The sequence below is a fragment of the Chelativorans sp. J32 genome (assembly GCF_000518985.1).
Classification (GTDB): domain Bacteria; phylum Pseudomonadota; class Alphaproteobacteria; order Rhizobiales; family Rhizobiaceae; genus Chelativorans.
Window position 1 is genome coordinate 96,605 of sequence record NZ_JAEQ01000013.1, and the last position, 17,787, is coordinate 114,391.

18 protein-coding genes are annotated in these 17,787 nt (G+C 61.7%); 6 read left to right on the forward strand and 12 right to left on the reverse strand.

All coding sequences use genetic code 11. The annotated features are described in order from the left end of the window. The first annotated feature begins 178 nt into the window (after positions 1–178). Positions 179–1,984 (forward strand): glucans biosynthesis glucosyltransferase MdoH, encoded by a 1,806-nt coding sequence (mdoH, locus tag CHEJ32_RS25110; RefSeq protein WP_034658631.1) that lies wholly within the window; start codon positions 179–181, stop codon positions 1,982–1,984. Further along, on the forward strand, positions 1,981–3,159 hold the full coding sequence (locus CHEJ32_RS0116580) for an OpgC family protein (RefSeq protein ID WP_028034786.1): 1,179 nt from the start codon (positions 1,981–1,983) through the stop codon (positions 3,157–3,159). The genes mdoH and CHEJ32_RS0116580 overlap by 4 nt, the downstream gene beginning before the upstream one ends. 43 nt (positions 3,160–3,202) lie before the next feature. Here CHEJ32_RS0116580 and lysA read toward each other — a convergent pair whose 3' ends face one another. Genes lysA through argH form a run of 3 tightly spaced genes read right to left on the reverse strand, consistent with a single transcriptional unit; the run spans position 3,203 to position 6,155 of the window. Continuing rightward, the gene (gene lysA / locus CHEJ32_RS0116585) at positions 3,203–4,468 is read right to left on the reverse strand and encodes a diaminopimelate decarboxylase (RefSeq protein ID WP_028034787.1); all 1,266 of its coding nucleotides are present in this window, start codon (positions 4,466–4,468) and stop codon (positions 3,203–3,205) included. 28 nt (positions 4,469–4,496) lie between these two features. Next, positions 4,497–4,700, reverse strand: a complete 204-nt coding sequence (locus CHEJ32_RS0116590) for a lipoprotein (protein WP_028034788.1) — start codon at positions 4,698–4,700, stop codon at positions 4,497–4,499. Between the two features lie 33 nt (positions 4,701–4,733). After that, on the reverse strand, positions 4,734–6,155 hold the full coding sequence (gene argH, locus CHEJ32_RS0116595; RefSeq protein WP_028034789.1) for an argininosuccinate lyase: 1,422 nt from the start codon (positions 6,153–6,155) through the stop codon (positions 4,734–4,736). Positions 6,156–6,182: 27 nt separating this feature from the next. Between argH and CHEJ32_RS0116600 the strand changes: the two genes are divergently transcribed. From CHEJ32_RS0116600 to CHEJ32_RS0116610, 3 genes are all read left to right on the forward strand, one after another. Continuing rightward, positions 6,183–6,854, forward strand: coding sequence for a TlpA disulfide reductase family protein (locus tag CHEJ32_RS0116600; protein ID WP_028034790.1), 672 nt, complete (start codon positions 6,183–6,185; stop codon positions 6,852–6,854). A gap of 53 nt (positions 6,855–6,907) precedes the next feature. Further along, the gene (locus tag CHEJ32_RS0116605) at positions 6,908–7,261 is read left to right on the forward strand and encodes an MliC family protein (protein ID WP_034658632.1); all 354 of its coding nucleotides are present in this window, start codon (positions 6,908–6,910) and stop codon (positions 7,259–7,261) included. Positions 7,262–7,335: 74 nt separating this feature from the next. Then, positions 7,336–9,612, forward strand: a complete 2,277-nt coding sequence (locus tag CHEJ32_RS0116610) for an acyl-CoA dehydrogenase (RefSeq protein ID WP_028034792.1) — start codon at positions 7,336–7,338, stop codon at positions 9,610–9,612. Positions 9,613–9,639: 27 nt separating this feature from the next. On the opposite strand, the gene CHEJ32_RS0116615 is transcribed toward CHEJ32_RS0116610, so the two are convergent. From CHEJ32_RS0116615 to CHEJ32_RS0116645, 7 genes are all read right to left on the reverse strand, one after another. Continuing rightward, complete coding sequence (locus CHEJ32_RS0116615) at positions 9,640–10,521, reverse strand: 3-hydroxybutyryl-CoA dehydrogenase (RefSeq protein ID WP_028034793.1); 882 nt, start codon at positions 10,519–10,521, stop codon at positions 9,640–9,642. Positions 10,522–10,633: 112 nt separating this feature from the next. Beyond that, positions 10,634–11,563, reverse strand: coding sequence for an electron transfer flavoprotein subunit alpha/FixB family protein (locus CHEJ32_RS0116620; protein ID WP_028034794.1), 930 nt, complete (start codon positions 11,561–11,563; stop codon positions 10,634–10,636). Between the two features lie 25 nt (positions 11,564–11,588). Continuing rightward, positions 11,589–12,338 carry an electron transfer flavoprotein subunit beta/FixA family protein gene (locus CHEJ32_RS0116625; protein ID WP_028034795.1) on the reverse strand — a complete coding sequence of 250 codons (750 nt, stop codon included), beginning with the start codon at positions 12,336–12,338 and terminating at the stop codon, positions 11,589–11,591. Between the two features lie 204 nt (positions 12,339–12,542). After that, positions 12,543–13,256: a rhomboid family intramembrane serine protease gene (locus CHEJ32_RS25115; RefSeq protein WP_034658633.1), complete on the reverse strand. Its 714-nt coding sequence runs from the start codon at positions 13,254–13,256 to the stop codon at positions 12,543–12,545. Positions 13,257–13,285: 29 nt separating this feature from the next. Then, positions 13,286–13,867 (reverse strand): cob(I)yrinic acid a,c-diamide adenosyltransferase, encoded by a 582-nt coding sequence (locus CHEJ32_RS0116635; RefSeq protein WP_028034796.1) that lies wholly within the window; start codon positions 13,865–13,867, stop codon positions 13,286–13,288. A 19-nt stretch (positions 13,868–13,886) separates the two neighbouring features. Then, positions 13,887–14,087 (reverse strand): twin transmembrane helix small protein, encoded by a 201-nt coding sequence (locus tag CHEJ32_RS0116640; RefSeq protein WP_028034797.1) that lies wholly within the window; start codon positions 14,085–14,087, stop codon positions 13,887–13,889. Between the two features lie 21 nt (positions 14,088–14,108). Beyond that, a complete protein-coding gene (locus CHEJ32_RS0116645; RefSeq protein WP_028034798.1) occupies positions 14,109–14,942 on the reverse strand; it encodes an SDR family oxidoreductase in 834 nt (277 codons plus the stop codon). 93 nt (positions 14,943–15,035) lie between these two features. Here CHEJ32_RS0116645 and CHEJ32_RS0116650 point away from each other — a divergent pair, with 93 nt between their 5' ends. After that, positions 15,036–15,887: a YihY/virulence factor BrkB family protein gene (locus tag CHEJ32_RS0116650; protein ID WP_028034799.1), complete on the forward strand. Its 852-nt coding sequence runs from the start codon at positions 15,036–15,038 to the stop codon at positions 15,885–15,887. Here CHEJ32_RS0116650 and CHEJ32_RS0116655 read toward each other — a convergent pair. Together CHEJ32_RS0116655 and gluQRS are read right to left on the reverse strand one after the other, a co-directional pair. Beyond that, a complete protein-coding gene (locus tag CHEJ32_RS0116655) occupies positions 15,854–16,744 on the reverse strand; it encodes a DMT family transporter (RefSeq protein WP_028034800.1) in 891 nt (296 codons plus the stop codon). The genes CHEJ32_RS0116650 and CHEJ32_RS0116655 overlap by 34 nt on opposite strands. A 116-nt stretch (positions 16,745–16,860) precedes the next feature. Next, positions 16,861–17,748 carry a tRNA glutamyl-Q(34) synthetase GluQRS gene (gluQRS, locus tag CHEJ32_RS0116660; protein ID WP_028034801.1) on the reverse strand — a complete coding sequence of 296 codons (888 nt, stop codon included), beginning with the start codon at positions 17,746–17,748 and terminating at the stop codon, positions 16,861–16,863. Positions 17,749–17,787 lie beyond the last annotated feature (39 nt).

A 17,787-nucleotide genomic window follows, 5' to 3' on the forward strand; every position in this document is an offset into this window, starting at 1 on the left:
AGCTTGCGGGCACGTCACATCCTTCAGCAGAGCGCGTTGCCGGCAGCTCCAATGGCGATGCCGGAGCAGGTGCTGACGCGCCCCCGTCGCAGCATTTTGCTGCGGCCGCTCTTTCAATGGCTGGCCCTCAGATAATCGGACGAATGGCCAGCCGGCCTGATCGACGGGATATTTACGAATGGTTACGATGCGGCGCGCTGCCTCGATTTTCTTTGCCCTGGCGATGGCGCTCACTGCGAGTTACCTGGCCATAGGCTATTTCAATACGGACGGCCTGCAGTGGCTGGATCTCGTTCGCGTCGTGTTGCTGGCCCTCAGCACTGCATGGCTCGCTTGGGGGGCGGTCCTCGCGCTCAACGGGCTCTTCTCGCTGCGTCGTGGCCGCGTCCCCAGAATGCGCGGGCCCATCACCGTCAAGACGGCCGTCGTCGTGCCCGTCTACAATGAGGATCCCGTAAAATCCTTCTCCCATGTCGCGGCTATGGTCCGGAGCATCGGCCGCACGTCCTTCGCCAGCCAGTTCGATTTCGCGATCGTTTCGGACACGACCGATCCGCGGATTGCCGCAAAGGAAGAGTTCTGGTTTGTCCGGCTCAAGGAGGAAGTCGGGCATATCTGCAGCATCTATTATCGCCGCCGGCCATCGAACCCAGGCAAGAAGGCTGGCAATATCGCTGATTTCATTAAAACCTCTGGGGCGCTTTACGATCATCTCATCATCCTTGACGCCGACAGCCTGATGGAGGGCTCGACGATGGTGGAGATGGTGCGTCGCATGGAGGCGGACCCGCAACTCGGTCTTCTGCAAACCCTGCCGAAGGTCGTCCGCGCACGATCGTTTTTCGGGCGCGCGATCCAGTTCTCCGCTTCCTATTATTCGCCGATCTACGCGCAGGGCGTTGCCCTGCTGCAAGGCACGGAAGGTCCCTTCTGGGGCCACAACGCGATTACGCGAACGCGGGCCTTCGCTCAAAGCTGCGGTCTTCCGCAACTGCCGGGGAAGCCGCCTTTTGGCGGTCACATCCTCAGTCATGACTATGTCGAGGCTGCCCTCCTTGCACGCAATGGCTGGAAAGTGCGGATTGATCCCGACCTTCGCGGCTCCTTTGAAGAAGGGCCGGACAACGTGGTCGATTACGCCAAGCGCGACCGTCGCTGGTGCCAGGGCAATCTGCAGCATGGCCGGATTGTATCCGCACCCGGCCTGAAGGGATGGAGCCGGTTCGTGTTCATCCAGGGCATCATGGCGTATGTGGCCGCTCCGCTCTGGGCGTTGTTTCTCGCCGCCAGCATAGCTGCGCCCGCAATGATGGTCGTTCCGGATTACTTTCCGGTCCCGGGCCTGCCGGTTTTCCCAAAGGTCGAAACGGCGAACGCATTGGCGCTGCTTACGGGCGTCGTCGGCCTTCTTCTCGGGCCCAAGCTCCTGATCCTGATCGACGGCATGATTACGGGCCGGAACCGTCGCTTTGGCGGAAGCTTCCGCGCCTTTGTCAGCGTTTTGATCGAGATTGTCTGCACGAGCATCCTGGCGCCCATCATGATGCTGTTCCAGACGCGGGCAGTGATCGAAATCCTGGCGGGAGCCGATGGAGGATGGCCGGCCGCCAACCGGGAGGCGGGCCGCGTGAGCCTGGGCGAGGCATGGGCCGCCAGCTGGTGGATCGTGGTGGTGGGGCTGATCACAATCGGTGCAGCTTACAGGCTTGCTCCCGAATATCTCCTGTTTGTGCTTCTCGTTGCCGGACCTCAGGTCGCTGCCCCCCTCGTAATCAGCGGCACCTCCTATGTGAGCAGCGCTCTGGGCCGCTCGGCCCTGGGTCTGTTTGCGACCCCGGAGGAAATGGCGCCGACGCCAGTGATGCGTGAGCAACAGAATGTCCTGGCGCGGTGGCGTGCCGAGAAAGCCGATTCAGCTGTTTCAAGCGTGGCCGAAAAGATCGTCGAACCCAACGACTCTGCCGAGGTCGGGACGAGCCGATGACCACTACACTTCCGCCGCAAGGCGTCGGGCGCGATCTCCGGATCGACGCATTCCGGGGACTTGCGCTTCTGATGATCTTCATCAATCACGTCCCGGGAAACGCTTTCGAGAACTTCACCTCGCGCAATTTCGGCTTTTCGGATGCTGCGGAAGCCTTCGTGCTGATGTCCGGAATTGCGGTCGGGCTTGCCTATGCAAGGCTGTTTCGTGCCGGTGAGTATCTCAGAGGCTGCATGCGCGTCTGGCGGCGCGCCGGTACCTTGTACGTGGCGCATATCGTCAGCACGGCGATCGCCATCGCGATCCTGGCCGGGGGCGTCGTCTTCCTGAACACGATCGACGTGCTCCCGCGGGTCAACTTCACCCCGCTCTTGGAGCAGCCGCTCAAGACCATGGTGGGCCTGCCGCTCCTTACGCACCAGCTCGGCTATCTCAACATCTTGCCGATGTATGCGGCGCTTCTCGTGATCTCGCCCGTCTACATCCTTATCGGCCTGTGGAACCGGCTCGGCCTGGTGGCGGTCGCCATCGTGGTTTGGATCATGGCAGGCACTTTCCGCATCAACCTTCCCAACTACCCGCTTCCCGGCGGCTGGTTCTTCAACCCGGTCAGTTGGCAGTTGATCTATGCCATAGGCATTGCCGGCGGGCTTGCCATGATCCACAAGCGCCGGCTGGTAGGCTATCACGGCTGGCTGTTCTCGGCCTGCCTGTTCTATCTCGGCTTCGCCTTCGTTTGGGTGCAGTTCCGGCTGGGAGCCCTGCCGTTCGCCAGCTATCTGCCCTTCTATGTCGGCGGAATGGACAAGACCTTCCTTGCGCTCCCCCGTTTGCTGCACGTGCTGGCGCTGACCTATGTCTTGACCAATCTGGTGGCCGTCTCACGCCTTATGGCAGGTCCGGCATTCCGTGCCATAAGATTGATCGGGCAGCATAGCCTTGCTGTTTTTACCGTCGGGACGGTTCTCTCGATCGCATTGCAGGTCCTGCGCGCGCGTTTCGATACGAGTGCGATGGAGGATGCCGCGCTTCTGACGGGAGGCATCCTCATCCAGTACTGGATCGCCCGCTTCCTCGCCGCAACCTCGGAGAAGAAGCGCGGCGCAGCAGAGCCTGCCGGATCCAGGGAACCGAGCTTGGCGGATTCCCGTGCCAGACAAGCCGTGCGGGGCTAGTCTGGTCCAGTTCTAATGAGAGGCTATGCGAATCCTGCCTGCGCTAAAGCCAGTCGGGCAGGGAATCCAGCGCGATCAGCTCTTCATAGGTCTGCCGCGGTCGCACGACGTGAAAGCGATCGCCGTTGACCAGCACTTCCGGAACCAGCAGCCTTGAATTGTAAGTGCTTGCCTGCACCGCGCCATAGGCTCCGGCGGTGCCGATGGCGATCAGGGCGCCCGGTTCCATTCTGGCAAGATCGCGGTCGAGCGCGAGGAAATCCCCCGTCTCGCAAACGGGCCCTACTACATCGGCCTTGAGCCGGGGCGCATCCGGCGCCGGTTCGACGACGGGCCGGATCGTGTGATAGGCGTCGTAGAGGGTCGGGCGTATCAGGTCGTTCATCGCAGCGTCGACGATCAGGAAGTTCTTAGCTTCGCCTTCCTTTACATAGAGCACCTGCGAAACCAGGATGCCCGCATTGCCAACGATGAGACGACCGGGCTCGAAAATCACTTTCACGCCCAGCCGCGTCACGTGCCTGCGCACCACCTCCGCATAGGCATCGGGCAGCGGGGGCGGCTCGTTGTCTTCCCGGTAGGGAACACCAAGTCCACCTCCGAGATCCACGTGATTGATGGCGTGCCCGTCAGCCCGAAGGGTCTCCGTCAGCTCCGTCAGAAGAGCGAAAGCCTGGTCGAAGGGCTGCAGCTCGGTGATTTGGCTGCCGATATGCATATCGATGCCGGTCACCTTCAGGCCAGGGAGGGCTGCCGCGCTGGCATATGCCTGCCGAGCGTCCTTCCAGGGGATGCCGAACTTGTTTTCGGACTTGCCGGTGGAAATCTTCTTATGCGTCCTGGCGTCTACGTCAGGATTGATGCGCAGGGAAACGGGCGCCTCCAATCCAAGAGCCTGCGCGCGGGCGGAGAGCAGCTGGAGCTCGGGCAGCGATTCCACGTTGAAGCACAGGATGCCCGCAGCGAGAGCGAAATCCATCTCTTCAGCTGTTTTGCCGACGCCGGAGAACAGGATCTTGCCGGCCGGAATTCCGGCCGCCAAAGCGCGGCGAAGCTCGCCTTGCGAAACGACATCCGCTCCGGCACCCAGATTTCCGAGCGTCTTCAGCACCGCCTGGTTTGAGTTGGCCTTCATGGCGTAGCAGACGAGCGCGTCGAGACCGGAAAGCGCTTCGGAAAACACCCGGTAATGCCGCGTCAGCGTAGCTGTCGAGTAACAGTAGAATGGTGTTCCAACAGAGGCCGCAATACGCGGCACCGGAACGTCTTCGGCGTGCAGCATGCCGTCGCGATATTCGAAGTGGTTCACTTCAAGAGCTTTCTAACTCAGCGTCGGCTTAAAGCAGCCGGTCGAGGATGAACGGGCGATCTTCGACGGGCTTTTGCGGCTCGGGCGGAACAGGCTGGTTGTTGCGCTCGGCCTCTCGCCGCGCTTCGACGGCCGCCTCGTAGGGCGTATCAAGCGGGCCTTTGCGGCCACAGGCCGAGAGCCCGACTGCGAGGCCGAGCACAAGAAGGGTGAGCGTTGCCTGTGCTTTCATTGCCGTCCGATCCGTTGCAAATTCTTGAGGGTTTTAGCTGTTTTTCTCCGGCCTTGCATCCCGTTTCAGGCGTTTGCGCCAATAGCGGATTTGCCGGCGCACCTCGGTTGGAGCCGTGCCGCCGTAGGACGTGCGGCTTTTCACGGAATTGCCGACCGAAAGAACGGAATAGACGTCTTGCGTAATGGCCGGATGGATCGCCTGCAAGTCCGAGAGCGGGAGCTTTTCCAGGGCGCATTTGCGCTCCTCGGCCAATGCCACCGCCCGTCCGGTCACGTGATGCGCCTCGCGGAACGGCAGGCCCGCTTCCCTTACCAGCCAGTCGGCGAGATCGGTGGCAGTGGAGAAGCCGCTGCCAGCGGCCCGCTTCATGGCGGCCGCGTTCACCTCCATATCGCCCACCATGCCGGTCATGGCGGCCAGCATCAGGTCGAGCGTCTCGGCCGTGTCGAAGACCGCCTCCTTATCCTCCTGCATGTCCTTGGAATAGGCCAGCGGGAGCCCCTTCATCACGGTCAAGAGGCCGATCAGATGCCCGTTGACGCGCCCACTCTTGGCGCGGATCAGCTCAGCTGCGTCCGGGTTCTTCTTCTGCGGCATGATGGAGGAGCCGGTCGAAAACGCGTCAGACAGGCGGATGAAGCCGAATTGCGGTGTCGACCAGATGACGATCTCCTCGGCGAGCCGGGAAAGATGTGTGCCGCAAATGGAGGCGATGGCAAGGAATTCCAGCGCGAAATCGCGGTCCGAAACCGTATCGATGGAGTTTCGCGTCGGCTCCCGGAAGCCAAGAGCCTTTGCCGTCATCTGCCGGTCAATCGGGAAGCCCGTGCCTGCCAGCGCCGCCGCACCCAGGGGGCATTCGTCAAGCCGCTCGATCGCATCGCGCACGCGGCTTCGGTCGCGTCCGAACATCTCCACATAAGCCATCAAGTGATGGCCGAAGGTGACCGGCTGCGCCGTTTGCAGATGCGTGAAGCCCGGCATCACGGTTGCCGCGTGCTCCTCGGCACGGGTGAGAAAGGCTTCGATCAGCCGGCCCAGCGCGGCATCGACGCGTTGAAGTTCCTCCTTCACCCAAAGGCGGAAGTCGACCGCCACCTGGTCGTTGCGGGAACGTGCCGTGTGCAGCCGGCCAGCGGCCGGTCCGATCAGCTCGGCAAGCCGTGCCTCGACATTCATGTGAATGTCCTCGAGCCTCGTCGAAAACTCGAACTTCCCGTCCTCGATCTCTGACAGGATCGTGTTCAGCCCGTGAGCGATCTTCCGTTCATCCTCGGCGGAGATTATGCCAGTCTCGGCGAGCATCGCCGCGTGGGCGAGGCTGCCTCGGATGTCCTGGGCGTAAAGCTTCTTGTCGAAACCGATCGAAGCGTTGATCGCTTCCATGATGGCATCGGGACCTGAGGCAAAACGTCCGCCCCACATGCGGTTGCTGGCTTTGTTCTCGTTCATCGTGGTAACCGGGCGCTGGAGTAAGAAATGCCGATGATGAAGAAATTTCCAGCGTTTGGTCTGGTCGCGCTTTCCGCGGTCGCAGGCATCATCGCCGGGGTGACTGCCCTATACGTGATCGGTGGCCCGGATGGCAACATCGCTGCGGGAATCACCGGGGAAACCGCCGCCTGTAGCGCCAAGCTCGAAAGAGCCCAGGCCTTGTCCCCTGTTATTGGAGGGGAGGTGGCCGCGATGTTACCTGCCGAGGAGGCGCAGTCGCTCGAAGACCTTCGTTTCAACGGTCCGGACGGCCAGCCAATGACCGTGGCCGATCTTTCCGGCAAAACGGTGCTCGTCAATCTCTGGGCGACATGGTGCGTGCCCTGCCGCACGGAAATGCCGGCGCTCGATGCGCTGGAAAGCGAAATGGGCTCGGACCGTTTCGAAGTGGTGGCTATCAATGTGGACCGCGGCGACGACGAGAAGCCGAAGGCGTTCCTGCAGGAAACCGGCATCAAATCCCTCGCCTATTATCGCGACAGTTCGATGGGCGTCTTCAATGACCTGAAGACGCGCGGGCTGGCGCTCGGCCTGCCGGTCACCTTGCTACTTGATGAGGATGGCTGCCTGCTCGCGCATATGAACGGCCCCGCCGAATGGGCGAGCGAAGACGCGAAGAAGCTTATCGAGGCCGCGCTACCTCCCTCGGGGAGCTGAGCGGTTTGCGCCATTTTCCGCTGCGGGCTATCATTCCGCATCGGAGGTGAACCATGCGAAGCCTGTTCATCCAAGCTGCGGTCCTCGCCGCGCTCACTTCGGCCGCTGGCGCCGCCGAATTGGTGATCGACTTGCCCGGCGACATCCCGGTGGAGCGGGTCGCGGTGAATTATGACTGCGGCGGAACGCCCATGTCGGTCGAATATGTAAATGCGGGGCCGGTTTCTCTCGCCGTTTTCGACTATGAAGGCGAACCGGTGGTTGCCTCCGCGGGTATCGCCGCCTCTGGCGTTCGCTACGCTGGCGGAAAGCTGATCTGGTGGACGAAGGGGGCTTCCGCATCGCTCTATGACCTAACGGAAGGCGAGGACGCCGCGCCCATCGCCGAATGCACGGAGAAATCCTGAGGTTAACGTCTCTGCCGGAACCGCATAGCCGCGGCGAGCTTTGCTGCTATAGTTCCGCATGACGGAGGGCAGCCATGGATTTCAGCAGGTTCCGCCGCGAAAAGCTCACTGCGCCCATTTTCGATTGGGCCTCCCGCATCATGCCGCCGATCTCGGCCACCGAGCGGGAAGCCATCGATGCGGGTACGGTCTGGTGGGACGGCGCGCTCTTCACCGGCAATCCCGATTGGAACGAGCTCCTTGCCATGCCGCCTGCGAGGCTTTCCGCCGAAGAGCAGGCCTTCATGGACGGGCCGGTGCGCGAGCTCTGCGCAATGGTGAATGATTGGGAGCTCAACTGGCGGGACAGGGACCTTCCAAAGGAGGTCTGGGATTTCATGCGAGAGAAGAAGTTCTTCGGCATGATCATCCCGAAAAAATATGGCGGCCTGGGCTTTTCCAATACCGCCCATTCCGAAGTGGTTCGCACGGTTTCGTCCGCAAGCGTGATGGCAGGCGTGAGCGTCATGGTTCCGAATTCGCTCGGGCCCGGCGAGCTTCTCATGCATTTCGGCACCGACGAGCAGCGGGATTATTGGCTGCCGCGGCTGGCGGATGGTCGTGAAATTCCCTGTTTCGGCCTCACCTCGCCCCATGCAGGTTCGGATGCCGCGGCCATGACGGACACTGGAGTGGTAGAATATGGCCTGTGGCAAGGAGAGAAGACGCTCGGTATCAGGCTCAATTTCCACAAGCGCTACATCACACTTGGGCCGATCGCGACCGTGATGGGCCTTGCCTTCAAAATGCGCGACCCGCAGAACCTGCTCGGGCGCGGCGAGGAACTGGGCATTACGGTGGTGTTGCTTCCGACCGACACGCCGGGCGTTTCGCATGGCGAGCGGCATATCCCGCTGTTCACTTTTTTCCAGAATGGCCCGCTCTACGGCAAGGACGTATTCGTGCCGCTCGACTGCATTTTAGGCGGCGAAAAGCAGATCGGTCAGGGTTGGACCATGCTGATGACCGCGCTTGCCGCGGGGCGCAGCATTTCGCTGCCCTCCCAATCGGCCGCCTCCGCCGCCATGTGCGCCAGGGCCAGCGGCGCTTACGCACGGATCCGCACGCAGTTCAACGTTCCCATCGGGCTTTTCGAGGGGGTGCAGGTGCCGCTCGCGGAAATGGCGGCAAATGCCTATTTGATCGATGCCGGAAGGCGGCTGACGCTTGCCGCCCTTGATCACGGTCACCGCCCGTCCGTGCTTTCCGCTATCATGAAGTATCATGCCACCGAGCGCATGCGCCGGTCGATGACGCATGCGATGGATGTGCATGGCGGCAAGGGCATCATAGAGGGCCCGCGTAATTACCTGGCCGCGGGCTATCGCTCCGTGCCTATCGGCATTACGGTCGAGGGCGCGAATATCCTCACCCGCAATCTGATGATTTTCGGCCAGGGCGCGATCCGCTCCCATCCCTTCATGCTCAAGGAATTGCTGGCGCTCTCGGATAGCGACAAAAAGCGCGGGCTCGATGCGTTCGACGACGTCTTCTGGAAGCATGCCGCCCATGCGGTGAAGAATGCCGGTCGCGCGTTCCTTCGGGGCTGGTCGGGAGGCCTGATCGGGCCCGCCCCGCGCGGAGCGGCAATGCCCCGGTACTGGAGGAAACTGTCACGCCATTCGGCGGCCTTCGCGCTGACGGCAGACCTGGCGCTTCTCACTCTGGGAGGCGCTTTGAAGCGCAAGGAGATGCTTTCCGCCCGCCTGGGCGATATCCTTGCGGAGCTTTACCTGCTCGGCGCGGTGCTGAAGCGCTTCGAGGATGAAGGCCGGCAGCCGGACGACCGACCGATCATCGATTATCTGATGCGGGAAGGTGAAAGCCGCATTGCCACCGCGTTTCGCGGTGTGCTGGACAATCTGCCGGCGCGCTGGGCAGCATGGCTCATCCGTTTTCTCGCCTTCCCCTTCGGCGTGCCCGATCCCGTGCCGTCCGACCGGCTCGTGACAAGGCTGGCGGAGATTCTGATGAAACCTTCAACTCAGCGCGACCGGCTGACTCCGGCGCTCTATCTCGGCGAGGGTCATGCCGAGCATCCCATCAAGGACCTGGAGGAAGCCTTTCGCCTGGTCACCGAGGCTGCGCCCATTGAAAAGAGGATGCGGAATGAGCGGGTCCATGACGCAAACCTGGCTCTTGAGAGGGGTATCATTTCTCACGCGCAACGAGACTTGCTCGCAAGAGCGCAGGCGGCCGCGGATAAGGTCGTCGCGGTGGACGCTTTCCTGATGGCGGAAATCTCCCCGATTGCCGCTCAACATAGGCGAGCGGCGAGAGAACGCGAGAATGAAGCTTCTGTAGTGAAGTAGCGACTGGTCCGGATGCCGACCGAGAAACTATCGGGTCGGTACCGGCGGGTCCTCGCGATAATCGTAGAAGCCGCGTCCGGTCTTGCGGCCCAGCCATCCTGCCTCGACATATTTCACCAGGAGAGGGCACGGGCGGTATTTCGAATCCGCCAGTCCTTCGTAAAGCACCTGCATGATGGAAAGGCAGGTATCGAGGCCGATGAAATCCGCAAGTTGCAAGGGCCCCATGGGATGATTGGCGCCGAGCCGCATGGCGGTATCGATAGCCTCCACCGTTCCCACGCCCTCATAGAGCGTGTAGATCGCTTCGTTGATCATCGGAAGCAGGATGCGGTTGACGATGAAGGCCGGGAAATCTTCCGCGACCGTGATCGTCTTGTCGAGGCTTTCGACGAAGTTCTTCGCAAGCTCGAAGGTATGGTCTTCCGTCGCGATGCCGCGAATGACCTCGACGAGCTTCATCACCGGCACGGGATTCATAAAGTGAATGCCGATAAAGCGCTCGGGCCGATCGGTCTGAGCCGCAAGGCGCGTGATGGAGATGGACGAAGTGTTGGTGGCGAGCAGCGCTTCGGGATTCAGCACGGGGCAGAGCTGGGCGAAGATCTTGCGCTTGACGGTCTCGTCTTCTGTCGCCGCCTCGATTACCAGATCGGCGTCGGAGAGGTCCTCCATGGTCTTCGCGGGCGCGATTCGGGAGAGCGCATCCTGCCGGACCTTTTCCTCCAGTTTGCCCGAATGAACGTGACGGGCCATATTGCCGCTTACCGTCGCGATTCCCGCTTCGATGCGTTCCGGCGAGATGTCGTAAAGCTTAACGCGATAGCCGGCGAGGGCCGCCACATGGGCGATCCCGCTTCCCATCTGTCCTGCGCCGACAACTCCAACCGTCCTGATGCTACCCGTCATGTCCTCACCACAGCCTTCTGCTGCCGCATCGATTTGCTGCGCTGCAAACTAAAAGGGCGGAGTCGCTTCGTCTACCCCGCCCTTCGCGATTCTGCATGCGCCTAGAAAATTGTCAAAGCGCCTTTTCGAGTTCCGGCAGGATCTGGAAAAGGTCACCCACGAGGCCGTAGTCGGCGACCTGGAAGATGGGCGCCTCTTCATCCTTGTTGATGGCCACGATCACCTTGGAATCTTTCATGCCGGCCAGGTGCTGGATGGCACCTGAGATGCCGCAGGCGATATAAAGGTCGGGCGCCACGACCTTGCCCGTCTGGCCCACCTGCCAATCATTGGGCGCGTAGCCGGCGTCCACCGCTGCGCGCGAAGCGCCGACTGCGGCACCGAGCTTGTCTGCCACGGGCAGGATGACCTCTTCGAACTTCTCGGCCGAACCGAGGGCCCGCCCACCGGAAATGATGATCCTGGCAGAGGTGAGCTCGGGACGGTCGCTCGCGGCAATGCGGTTTTCCACGAAACGCGATAGACCCTTGTCGGCTGCGGCTTCCACCGTTTCAATCTGGGCTGCGCCGCCTTCCTCGGCTGCCTGGAAGGAGGACGTACGCACGGTGACCACCCGCTTCGGATCCGAGGATTCCACCGTCTGTATGGCGTTGCCCGCATAGGTCGGGCGCTTGAACGTGGTGGCATTCACCACCTCGATGACGTCCGACACCTGCATCACATCAAGCAGCGCCGCCACGCGCGGCAGCACGTTCTTGCCCATGGTCGTCGCCGGGGCCACGAAGGCGTCATAGCCGTCCGCCAAAGCCAGGATGGTATCTGCCAAGGGTTCGGCCAGCTGCTCCTTGAGCGCTTCGTTTTCGGCAAGAAGCACCTTGCGCACGCCGGCGAGCCTGGTAGCCGCTTCCGCTGCGGGCTTCGCGTTCTGGCCCGCCACGAGGATGTCGATATCGCCACCGATTGCCTTTGCGGCCGAAAGCGCCTTTGCGGTTTGATCGGAAAGCGCCTGGTTGTCGTGCTCGGCGATGAGGAGAATTGCCATTGTTCTTGTCCTTTCTATCGCGAGATTAAAGCACGCCGGCTTCGTTCTTCAGCCGGTCGACCAACTCGGCAACCGAGGAGACCTTAATGCCCGCCTTGCGCTTGGCCGGCTCTTCCGTCTTAAGCACCTTCAGCCTGGTCTTCACCGTAACGCCGTAATCGGCCGCGCCCTTCTCATCGAGCGGCTTCTTCTTCGCTTTCATGATGTTGGGCAGCGATGCATAGCGGGGCTCGTTGAGCCGCAGGTCCGTGGTGACGATGGCCGGCAGCTTCAGCTCCACCACCTGCAGGCCGCCATCCACCTCGCGCGTGACCGTCACGGCGCCTTCGCCCACTTCCACCTTGGAGGCGAAGGTGCCCTGCGCCCACCCGAGGAGTGCCGCCAGCATCTGGCCGGTCTGGTTGGCGTCGTCGTCGATCGCCTGCTTGCCGAGGATGATGAGGCCCGGCTTCTCCTCCTCCGCGATCCCCTTCAGGATCTTCGCAACGTCGAGCGGCTCGACCGGCTCGTCGGACTTCACCAGGATGGCGCGATCGGCTCCCATGGCCAGCGCGGTCCTGAGCGTCTCCTGTGCCTGGGCCGGGCCGATCGAGACCGCTACGATCTCTTCCACCTTGCCTGCCTCTTTCAGCCGGATCGCTTCCTCGACCGCAATCTCGTCGAACGGGTTCATCGCCATCTTCACATTGGCGAGCTCGACGCCTGAGCCGTCCGCCTTCACCCGCGGCTTCACATTTGCATCGATCACCCGTTTCACAGGTACCAGGACCTTCATGCGCAACTACCTCTCCAAATCAAAGCAGGTTTCGGATTACACCTAAGTAGCCCGATCCGTCTTCCGATTTCCGCCATGTTCAGGGGAAAACCAGGTATGCGAAGACTATCTCCGCAAAAGCCGCCGGGACGGTAGTAAGGGCTAAAGCGCGCGTCAATATGCGCCGGGTCCGATGGCCGGCTTTGCATCGGCTTTAGATCGATTTTATTCGACCTCGGCCGCGCGAGGAAGAGTGACGGGGCGATCGAAAAGCGGCACGCCGCGCCGGCGCATGAGCACGATCAGCACGGCCCCCGCGATGATGCCGCCGATATGGGCAGACCAGGAGATCTGGTTCTCGCGATCGATCGCGAACATCAGGAATTGCGAGCCGATCCAGAGCAAGATGACGATATAGGCCGGCAGGCGCAGCGGAATGCGCGCAAAGGCGAGCACCCACAGTTTTACGCGAGGATGCAGGATCAAATAGGCGGCGATGACACCGGCAACCGCGCCGGACGCTCCGATGAGCGGCGCCTGCGAATCCGGCGCTACAAGGCCGTGGAAGAAGGCTCCGGCAATCGTGCAGGCGAGATAGAACCCGAGATAACGCAGATGGCCCAGGGCATCTTCGACATTGTCGCCAAATACCCAAAGGAAAAGCATATTGCCGCCGAGGTGGAAAATGTCCGCATGCAGGAAAGAATAGGTGACATAGGTAAGCGGAGGCGGCACCAGTTCGAGTTCCGGCGGCAGCACCGCCAGATCGTGCACCACGCTCGGGATATAGCCCAGACCGAGGACGGTGGCCTGCATGGCTTCGGCGCCGCTCAACGACGTCATCGCCCAGACAAGGACATTGAGGCCGATGATGACCAGCGTGACATATTGATGCTTGATATAGCGCAGGTGGTTCGCGTCATGGAGCGGAATGAACATCAGCCTGCACCCCCGGAAAAGCACCGCCTTCAGCGGTTCTGTCCGGGGACCCATAGCACGTCGCGCGCGCCATTGTCATTGACGGCACGTGCGGCGACGAAGAGAAAGTCGGAAAGGCGGTTGACATAGCGGAGCGCCTCGTCACCCACGATCTCCTCCGGCATCTGTCCGAGTTCCACCATCAGCCGCTCCGCCCGGCGCGTAACCGTGCGGGCGAGGTGGAGCGCAGCCGCGGCCGGCGAACCGCCGGGAAGCACGAAGGACGTCAGCGGCGAAAGGTTTTCATTCAGCGCGTCGATTTCGCGTTCCAGCCGTGCGGTTTGGGACGCCACGACGCGCAGCGCTGTAGCCCTGGATTCACCGGTCTGCTCCGGCGTGGCGAGATCCGCACCGAGATCGAAAAGATCGTTCTGGATGCGCGCGAGCATGGCATCGATATCTGGATGGCCCTCCGCGGTATGGATGCGGGCCATGCCGATACAGGCGCTTGCCTCATCCACAGTGCCGTAGGCGGCCACGCGCAGATCGCATTTGAGGCGCCGGGCGCCGCCGACGAGCCCCGTCGTGCCATCGTCGCCCGTCTTCGTATAGATCTTGTTCAGCTTTACCATAGGCGAGGTTCTCCGGCCGTCAGTTTCCTGACTGGCTGAACCACATCGCCAGAACGATCAGCACGATCGCGACGAATTGCAGTGCCACGCGCGCCTGCATCAGCTTGTTCGACGTGTTGCTGGAGCCGCCGCGCATCATGTTTATGAGGCCGCGGACGAGCACGAAGACGACCGCGACCATGACGATGACGGCCAGGATGTTGAAGACGGTGGATGACATGACTTCTGCCTTGTTGCGGGGTCATCCCTGGCCGGCGATGAGCCGGTAGAAAAGCCCGGCGGGGAGGATCCGTTTCATTATGACGCCGATCTTTGCCGGCAAGGTTACGATATAATGCGGCCGCGGTCGCGGGTGTTCGAGCGCGTGGCGCAAGGATTTATATACCGCCTCCGGACCAAGCTTTAAGCGCGACTTGCTGCCGCCGCCTTTCAGTCTTGCGATCTGCGCCTCGTAGGCGCGGCTGTGCGCCGAGTTTTCCGCGTCGATATAGCGCTCGAACCAGGCAAGGCCATTGGAGGCGATGTTCGAGCGTATTGGCCCCGGCTCGATAAGAGAGACATGGATGCCGGTGTCGCGAAGTTCGGCACGCAGGCAGAGCATGAGCCCTTCGACCGCATGCTTCGACGCAGCATATGCGCCGCGATACTTGATCGGAAGCAGGCCGAGGATCGAGGAGCAATGGACGATCCGGCCATGGCCTTGGGCACGCATGACCGGCACGATACGCCGCGTGAGATCGTGCCAGCCGAAGAAGTTCGCTTCGAACTGTTCCCGCAATGCCTCCACCGGCAGATCCTCCACCGCTCCCGCCTGGGCGTGAGCACCGTTATTGAAAAGAGCGTCGAGCTGGCCGTCGGTTCGCGAGAGAACGTTTTCGACGAGCGAAGCTATGGATTCGGGCTGGCGATAGTCCAGGTAGAAAGCTTCTATCCCGTCCTTCTCGAGCGCGGCGAGGTCTTCGGGTCTGCGTGCGGTGGCGAAGACGCGCCAGCCGTCCCGCCGCAAAGCGCGGGCGCAATAAGCGCCGATACCTGACGATGCGCCGGTGACAAGGATCGTTCCATTCGTTTTCATAAGCAGCCGATTCGTGAAGACTTCTTGCTTATCAGCTACATGGCTTCACATATGAGGGCTAGCTGACAACGGTCCACTCTGAGGGATTTGTGCGTGCGGAAACTAGTGGCGTTAAGAAGGATCGCCAGGGACGCGTTCGGCCATTTCAATGCTGACGACGGATGGGCTATGGCCAGTCATCTGGCTGTCAGCGCCATTATGGCCCTGTTTCCCTTCCTGATCTTTGCCACTGCGCTCGCAAGCTTTCTGGGCGCGGATGCATTCGCCGATACGGCTGTTCACATTGTCTTTGACACGTGGCCGAAGGAAGTCGCAGAGCCGATCGCCAGGGAAGTCCAGAACGTGCTTGGTGTCCGGCGCGGCGACGTGCTCACATTCGGCGTTGTACTTGCCGCCTTCTTCGCGTCCAACGGAGTGGAGGCGCTTCGGCTCTCGCTTAATCGCGCCTACCGCGTGGAGGAGCGGCGCTCGATCATCTTCCTGCGCTTGCAAAGCCTTGGATTTGTAATGATCGCGACGCTGGGGTTCACGGCCATCAGCGTGCTGCTCGTCATCGCGCCGGTGGCGGCTAACATAGCGCTCTCGCGCGCCGAGTGGATCGAGCCCTATATGGGGACGATTACTCTTTGGCGTTATATCATCGCAGTGGTGGTTCTGGTTCTGGCCCTGGTGGTTGTGCATATCTGGCTGCCCGCAGGCAAACGCAAGCTGACCGACATCATCCCCGGGATCATCTTTACACTTCTCGGCTGGATCGCAGGATCGAGTGTGTTTGCGGCCTATCTCGGCCGCTTCAGCAGCTACACAACGACCTATGCCGGGCTGGCCTCCATAATGGTGGCGGTCGTCTTCCTCTACATCATCTCGGCGATTTTCATCCTGGGCGGCGAGATCAACGCGGCGATCATGCGTTATCGGGCCGCCAGGCGCGTCCTGGCCGGCTGAATGGAGGCAAGCGCTACTCCAAGGGTGGTGACCGCCATGCCGCCGATCTGGATCAGCGTCAGCGTCTCGCCGAAGAGCGCCCATGCCATAACCGCGGTGACCGCGGGCACCAGATAGAAGAGCGATGCGACCCGCGCCACGGCACCTTTGCGGATCAGGAACATAAGAAGGAAGATGGCGCCAAGGGACAGCACGAGCACGAGCCAAAGCATCGCGAAGACAAGCTCGCCATTGAGCACGAATTGTCTGCTTTCGAAGAAAAGAGAAATAGGGAAGGCGAAGAGGAAGCCGCCCAGATACTGGCAGAGCGTTCCGGTGATGAGGTCGGCATTGCCCACAAAGCGCTTCTGCCACACTGTTCCGGCGCTCATGGCGATCACCCCGGCAAGACCGACGCCGACCGTCGCCGGCGTGATCCCGCTGGCGAAATCTCCAAGTTTTGGCGAAAGCACGATCGCCACTCCGATCAGGCCTACGACCAGCCCGAGCCAGTGGCGGCTGTCCACCTCCTCGCCCGCGAAGGCGCCTGCCATCAGTGCCGTGAGCAGCGGTTGGAGGCCTACGATCAACCCGGCCACTCCCGCCGGCAGCCCTCGATGAACAGCCCAGAAAACGCCCCCGAGATAGATGCCGTGCATCAGTATGCCCGCCACGCCGGAGTGAAAGGCTGTGCGGGCAGGCAGCGGGCGTGCGCCGACGACCGGAATCAGCAATAGGAGGAAGGCAAAGCTGAGCGCGAAACGCACCCAAAGGAATGTAAAGGGCTCCGCCCAAGGCATGGCGTAGCGCGCGCCGATGAAGCCCGTGGACCACAGGATGACGAAAAGTGCAGGCGCGGCCTTGGCAAGATCGGGCATGGGATTTCGGCTTCTGGTTGCTTCGGCAGATCATCTGCACTGTCTGATGCGCAAAGAAAAGCGAAAGTTCTGAATAGGATTTTCAAACGGGCTGAAAACGATCCAACCTGCGCTTGTCAGGCCGTCGCCTGCAGGCCAACCATCCTGGCGATATCGCCGGGTGCGGCGCCGGCGTCGCGCAACGCAGCGATGCCTGTATCTCCACGGCTCTTGGAGAGCTTGCGCCCATCTTCCCCCAGGATCAAAGCATGGTGGTGGTAATGCGGAACGGGGAGACCCAGCAATTCCTGGAGCAGCCGGTGGACTGCCGTTGCATGGAACAGGTCCCGTCCGCGCACCACATGGGTGATGCCCTGTAGCGCGTCGTCCACGACGACACTCAAATGATAGCTTGTCGGAACCTCCTTGCGGGCGATCACCACGTCGCCCCAGAGACCGGGCTTAGCTGCAATCGGACCGGTTTCGCCCTCCGGCCCGTTGCCGCCCTCCTCCCAGAAGAAAGGTCTCGCCACATAGGCGAGCGCGGCTTCCACATCCAGCCGCCAGGCGCAGGGTTCACCTTCCTCCATGCGCCGGCGCCGTTCCGATTCCGACCGAGACCTATCGACCGGCGGAAAGAGCGGAGCGCCTTCGGGGTCGCGTGGCCAGGTCGTACCGTCCGCTTCTCTATCGGCGATATAGGCGCGCACCTCGCCCCGGCTCATGAAGGACGGGTAGACAAGCTCGGCTTCGATCAGGCGTTCGAGCGCTTCGGTATAGTCCGCCAGGTGTTCCGATTGGCGCCGAACCGGCTCCTCCCACTCGATGCCCAACCAGCTAAGATCGCGATAAATCGCCGCCTCCAGTTCAGGCGTGCAGCGGGTCGTGTCGATATCCTCGATGCGCAGCAGAAAACGACCGCCGACCGCACTGGCCATGGAATAATTGCGCAGCGCCGAATAGGCATGGCCGAGATGCAGCGCCCCGTTGGGACTTGGCGCGAAGCGGAAGACAGGAACTGTCATGAGCCGTGCAGGAAACGGATTGTGAGGGCCATTGACACA

What these genes read in the sequence shown, in the direction of transcription:
- CHEJ32_RS0116640 (WP_028034797.1), bottom strand. Translation starts at nt 14,087, where the DNA reads ATGTCATCCACCGTCTTCAACATCCTGGCCGTCATCGTCATGGTCGCG.
- CHEJ32_RS0116590 (WP_028034788.1), bottom strand. Translation starts at nt 4,700, where the DNA reads ATGAAAGCACAGGCAACGCTCACCCTTCTTGTGCTCGGCCTCGCAGTC.
- CHEJ32_RS0116655 (WP_028034800.1), bottom strand. Translation starts at nt 16,744, where the DNA reads ATGCCCGATCTTGCCAAGGCCGCGCCTGCACTTTTCGTCATCCTGTGG.
- CHEJ32_RS0116625 (WP_028034795.1), bottom strand. Translation starts at nt 12,338, where the DNA reads ATGAAGGTCCTGGTACCTGTGAAACGGGTGATCGATGCAAATGTGAAG.
- CHEJ32_RS0116580 (WP_028034786.1), top strand. Translation starts at nt 1,981, where the DNA reads ATGACCACTACACTTCCGCCGCAAGGCGTCGGGCGCGATCTCCGGATC.
- CHEJ32_RS0116620 (WP_028034794.1), bottom strand. Translation starts at nt 11,563, where the DNA reads ATGGCAATTCTCCTCATCGCCGAGCACGACAACCAGGCGCTTTCCGAT.
- CHEJ32_RS0116635 (WP_028034796.1), bottom strand. Translation starts at nt 13,867, where the DNA reads ATGGTAAAGCTGAACAAGATCTATACGAAGACGGGCGACGATGGCACG.
- CHEJ32_RS25115 (WP_034658633.1), bottom strand. Translation starts at nt 13,256, where the DNA reads ATGTTCATTCCGCTCCATGACGCGAACCACCTGCGCTATATCAAGCAT.
- CHEJ32_RS0116605 (WP_034658632.1), top strand. Translation starts at nt 6,908, where the DNA reads ATGCGAAGCCTGTTCATCCAAGCTGCGGTCCTCGCCGCGCTCACTTCG.
- mdoH (WP_034658631.1), top strand. Translation starts at nt 179, where the DNA reads ATGGTTACGATGCGGCGCGCTGCCTCGATTTTCTTTGCCCTGGCGATG.
- CHEJ32_RS0116610 (WP_028034792.1), top strand. Translation starts at nt 7,336, where the DNA reads ATGGATTTCAGCAGGTTCCGCCGCGAAAAGCTCACTGCGCCCATTTTC.
- argH (WP_028034789.1), bottom strand. Translation starts at nt 6,155, where the DNA reads ATGAACGAGAACAAAGCCAGCAACCGCATGTGGGGCGGACGTTTTGCC.
- CHEJ32_RS0116645 (WP_028034798.1), bottom strand. Translation starts at nt 14,942, where the DNA reads ATGAAAACGAATGGAACGATCCTTGTCACCGGCGCATCGTCAGGTATC.
- CHEJ32_RS0116600 (WP_028034790.1), top strand. Translation starts at nt 6,183, where the DNA reads ATGCCGATGATGAAGAAATTTCCAGCGTTTGGTCTGGTCGCGCTTTCC.
- CHEJ32_RS0116615 (WP_028034793.1), bottom strand. Translation starts at nt 10,521, where the DNA reads ATGACGGGTAGCATCAGGACGGTTGGAGTTGTCGGCGCAGGACAGATG.
- gluQRS (WP_028034801.1), bottom strand. Translation starts at nt 17,748, where the DNA reads ATGACAGTTCCTGTCTTCCGCTTCGCGCCAAGTCCCAACGGGGCGCTG.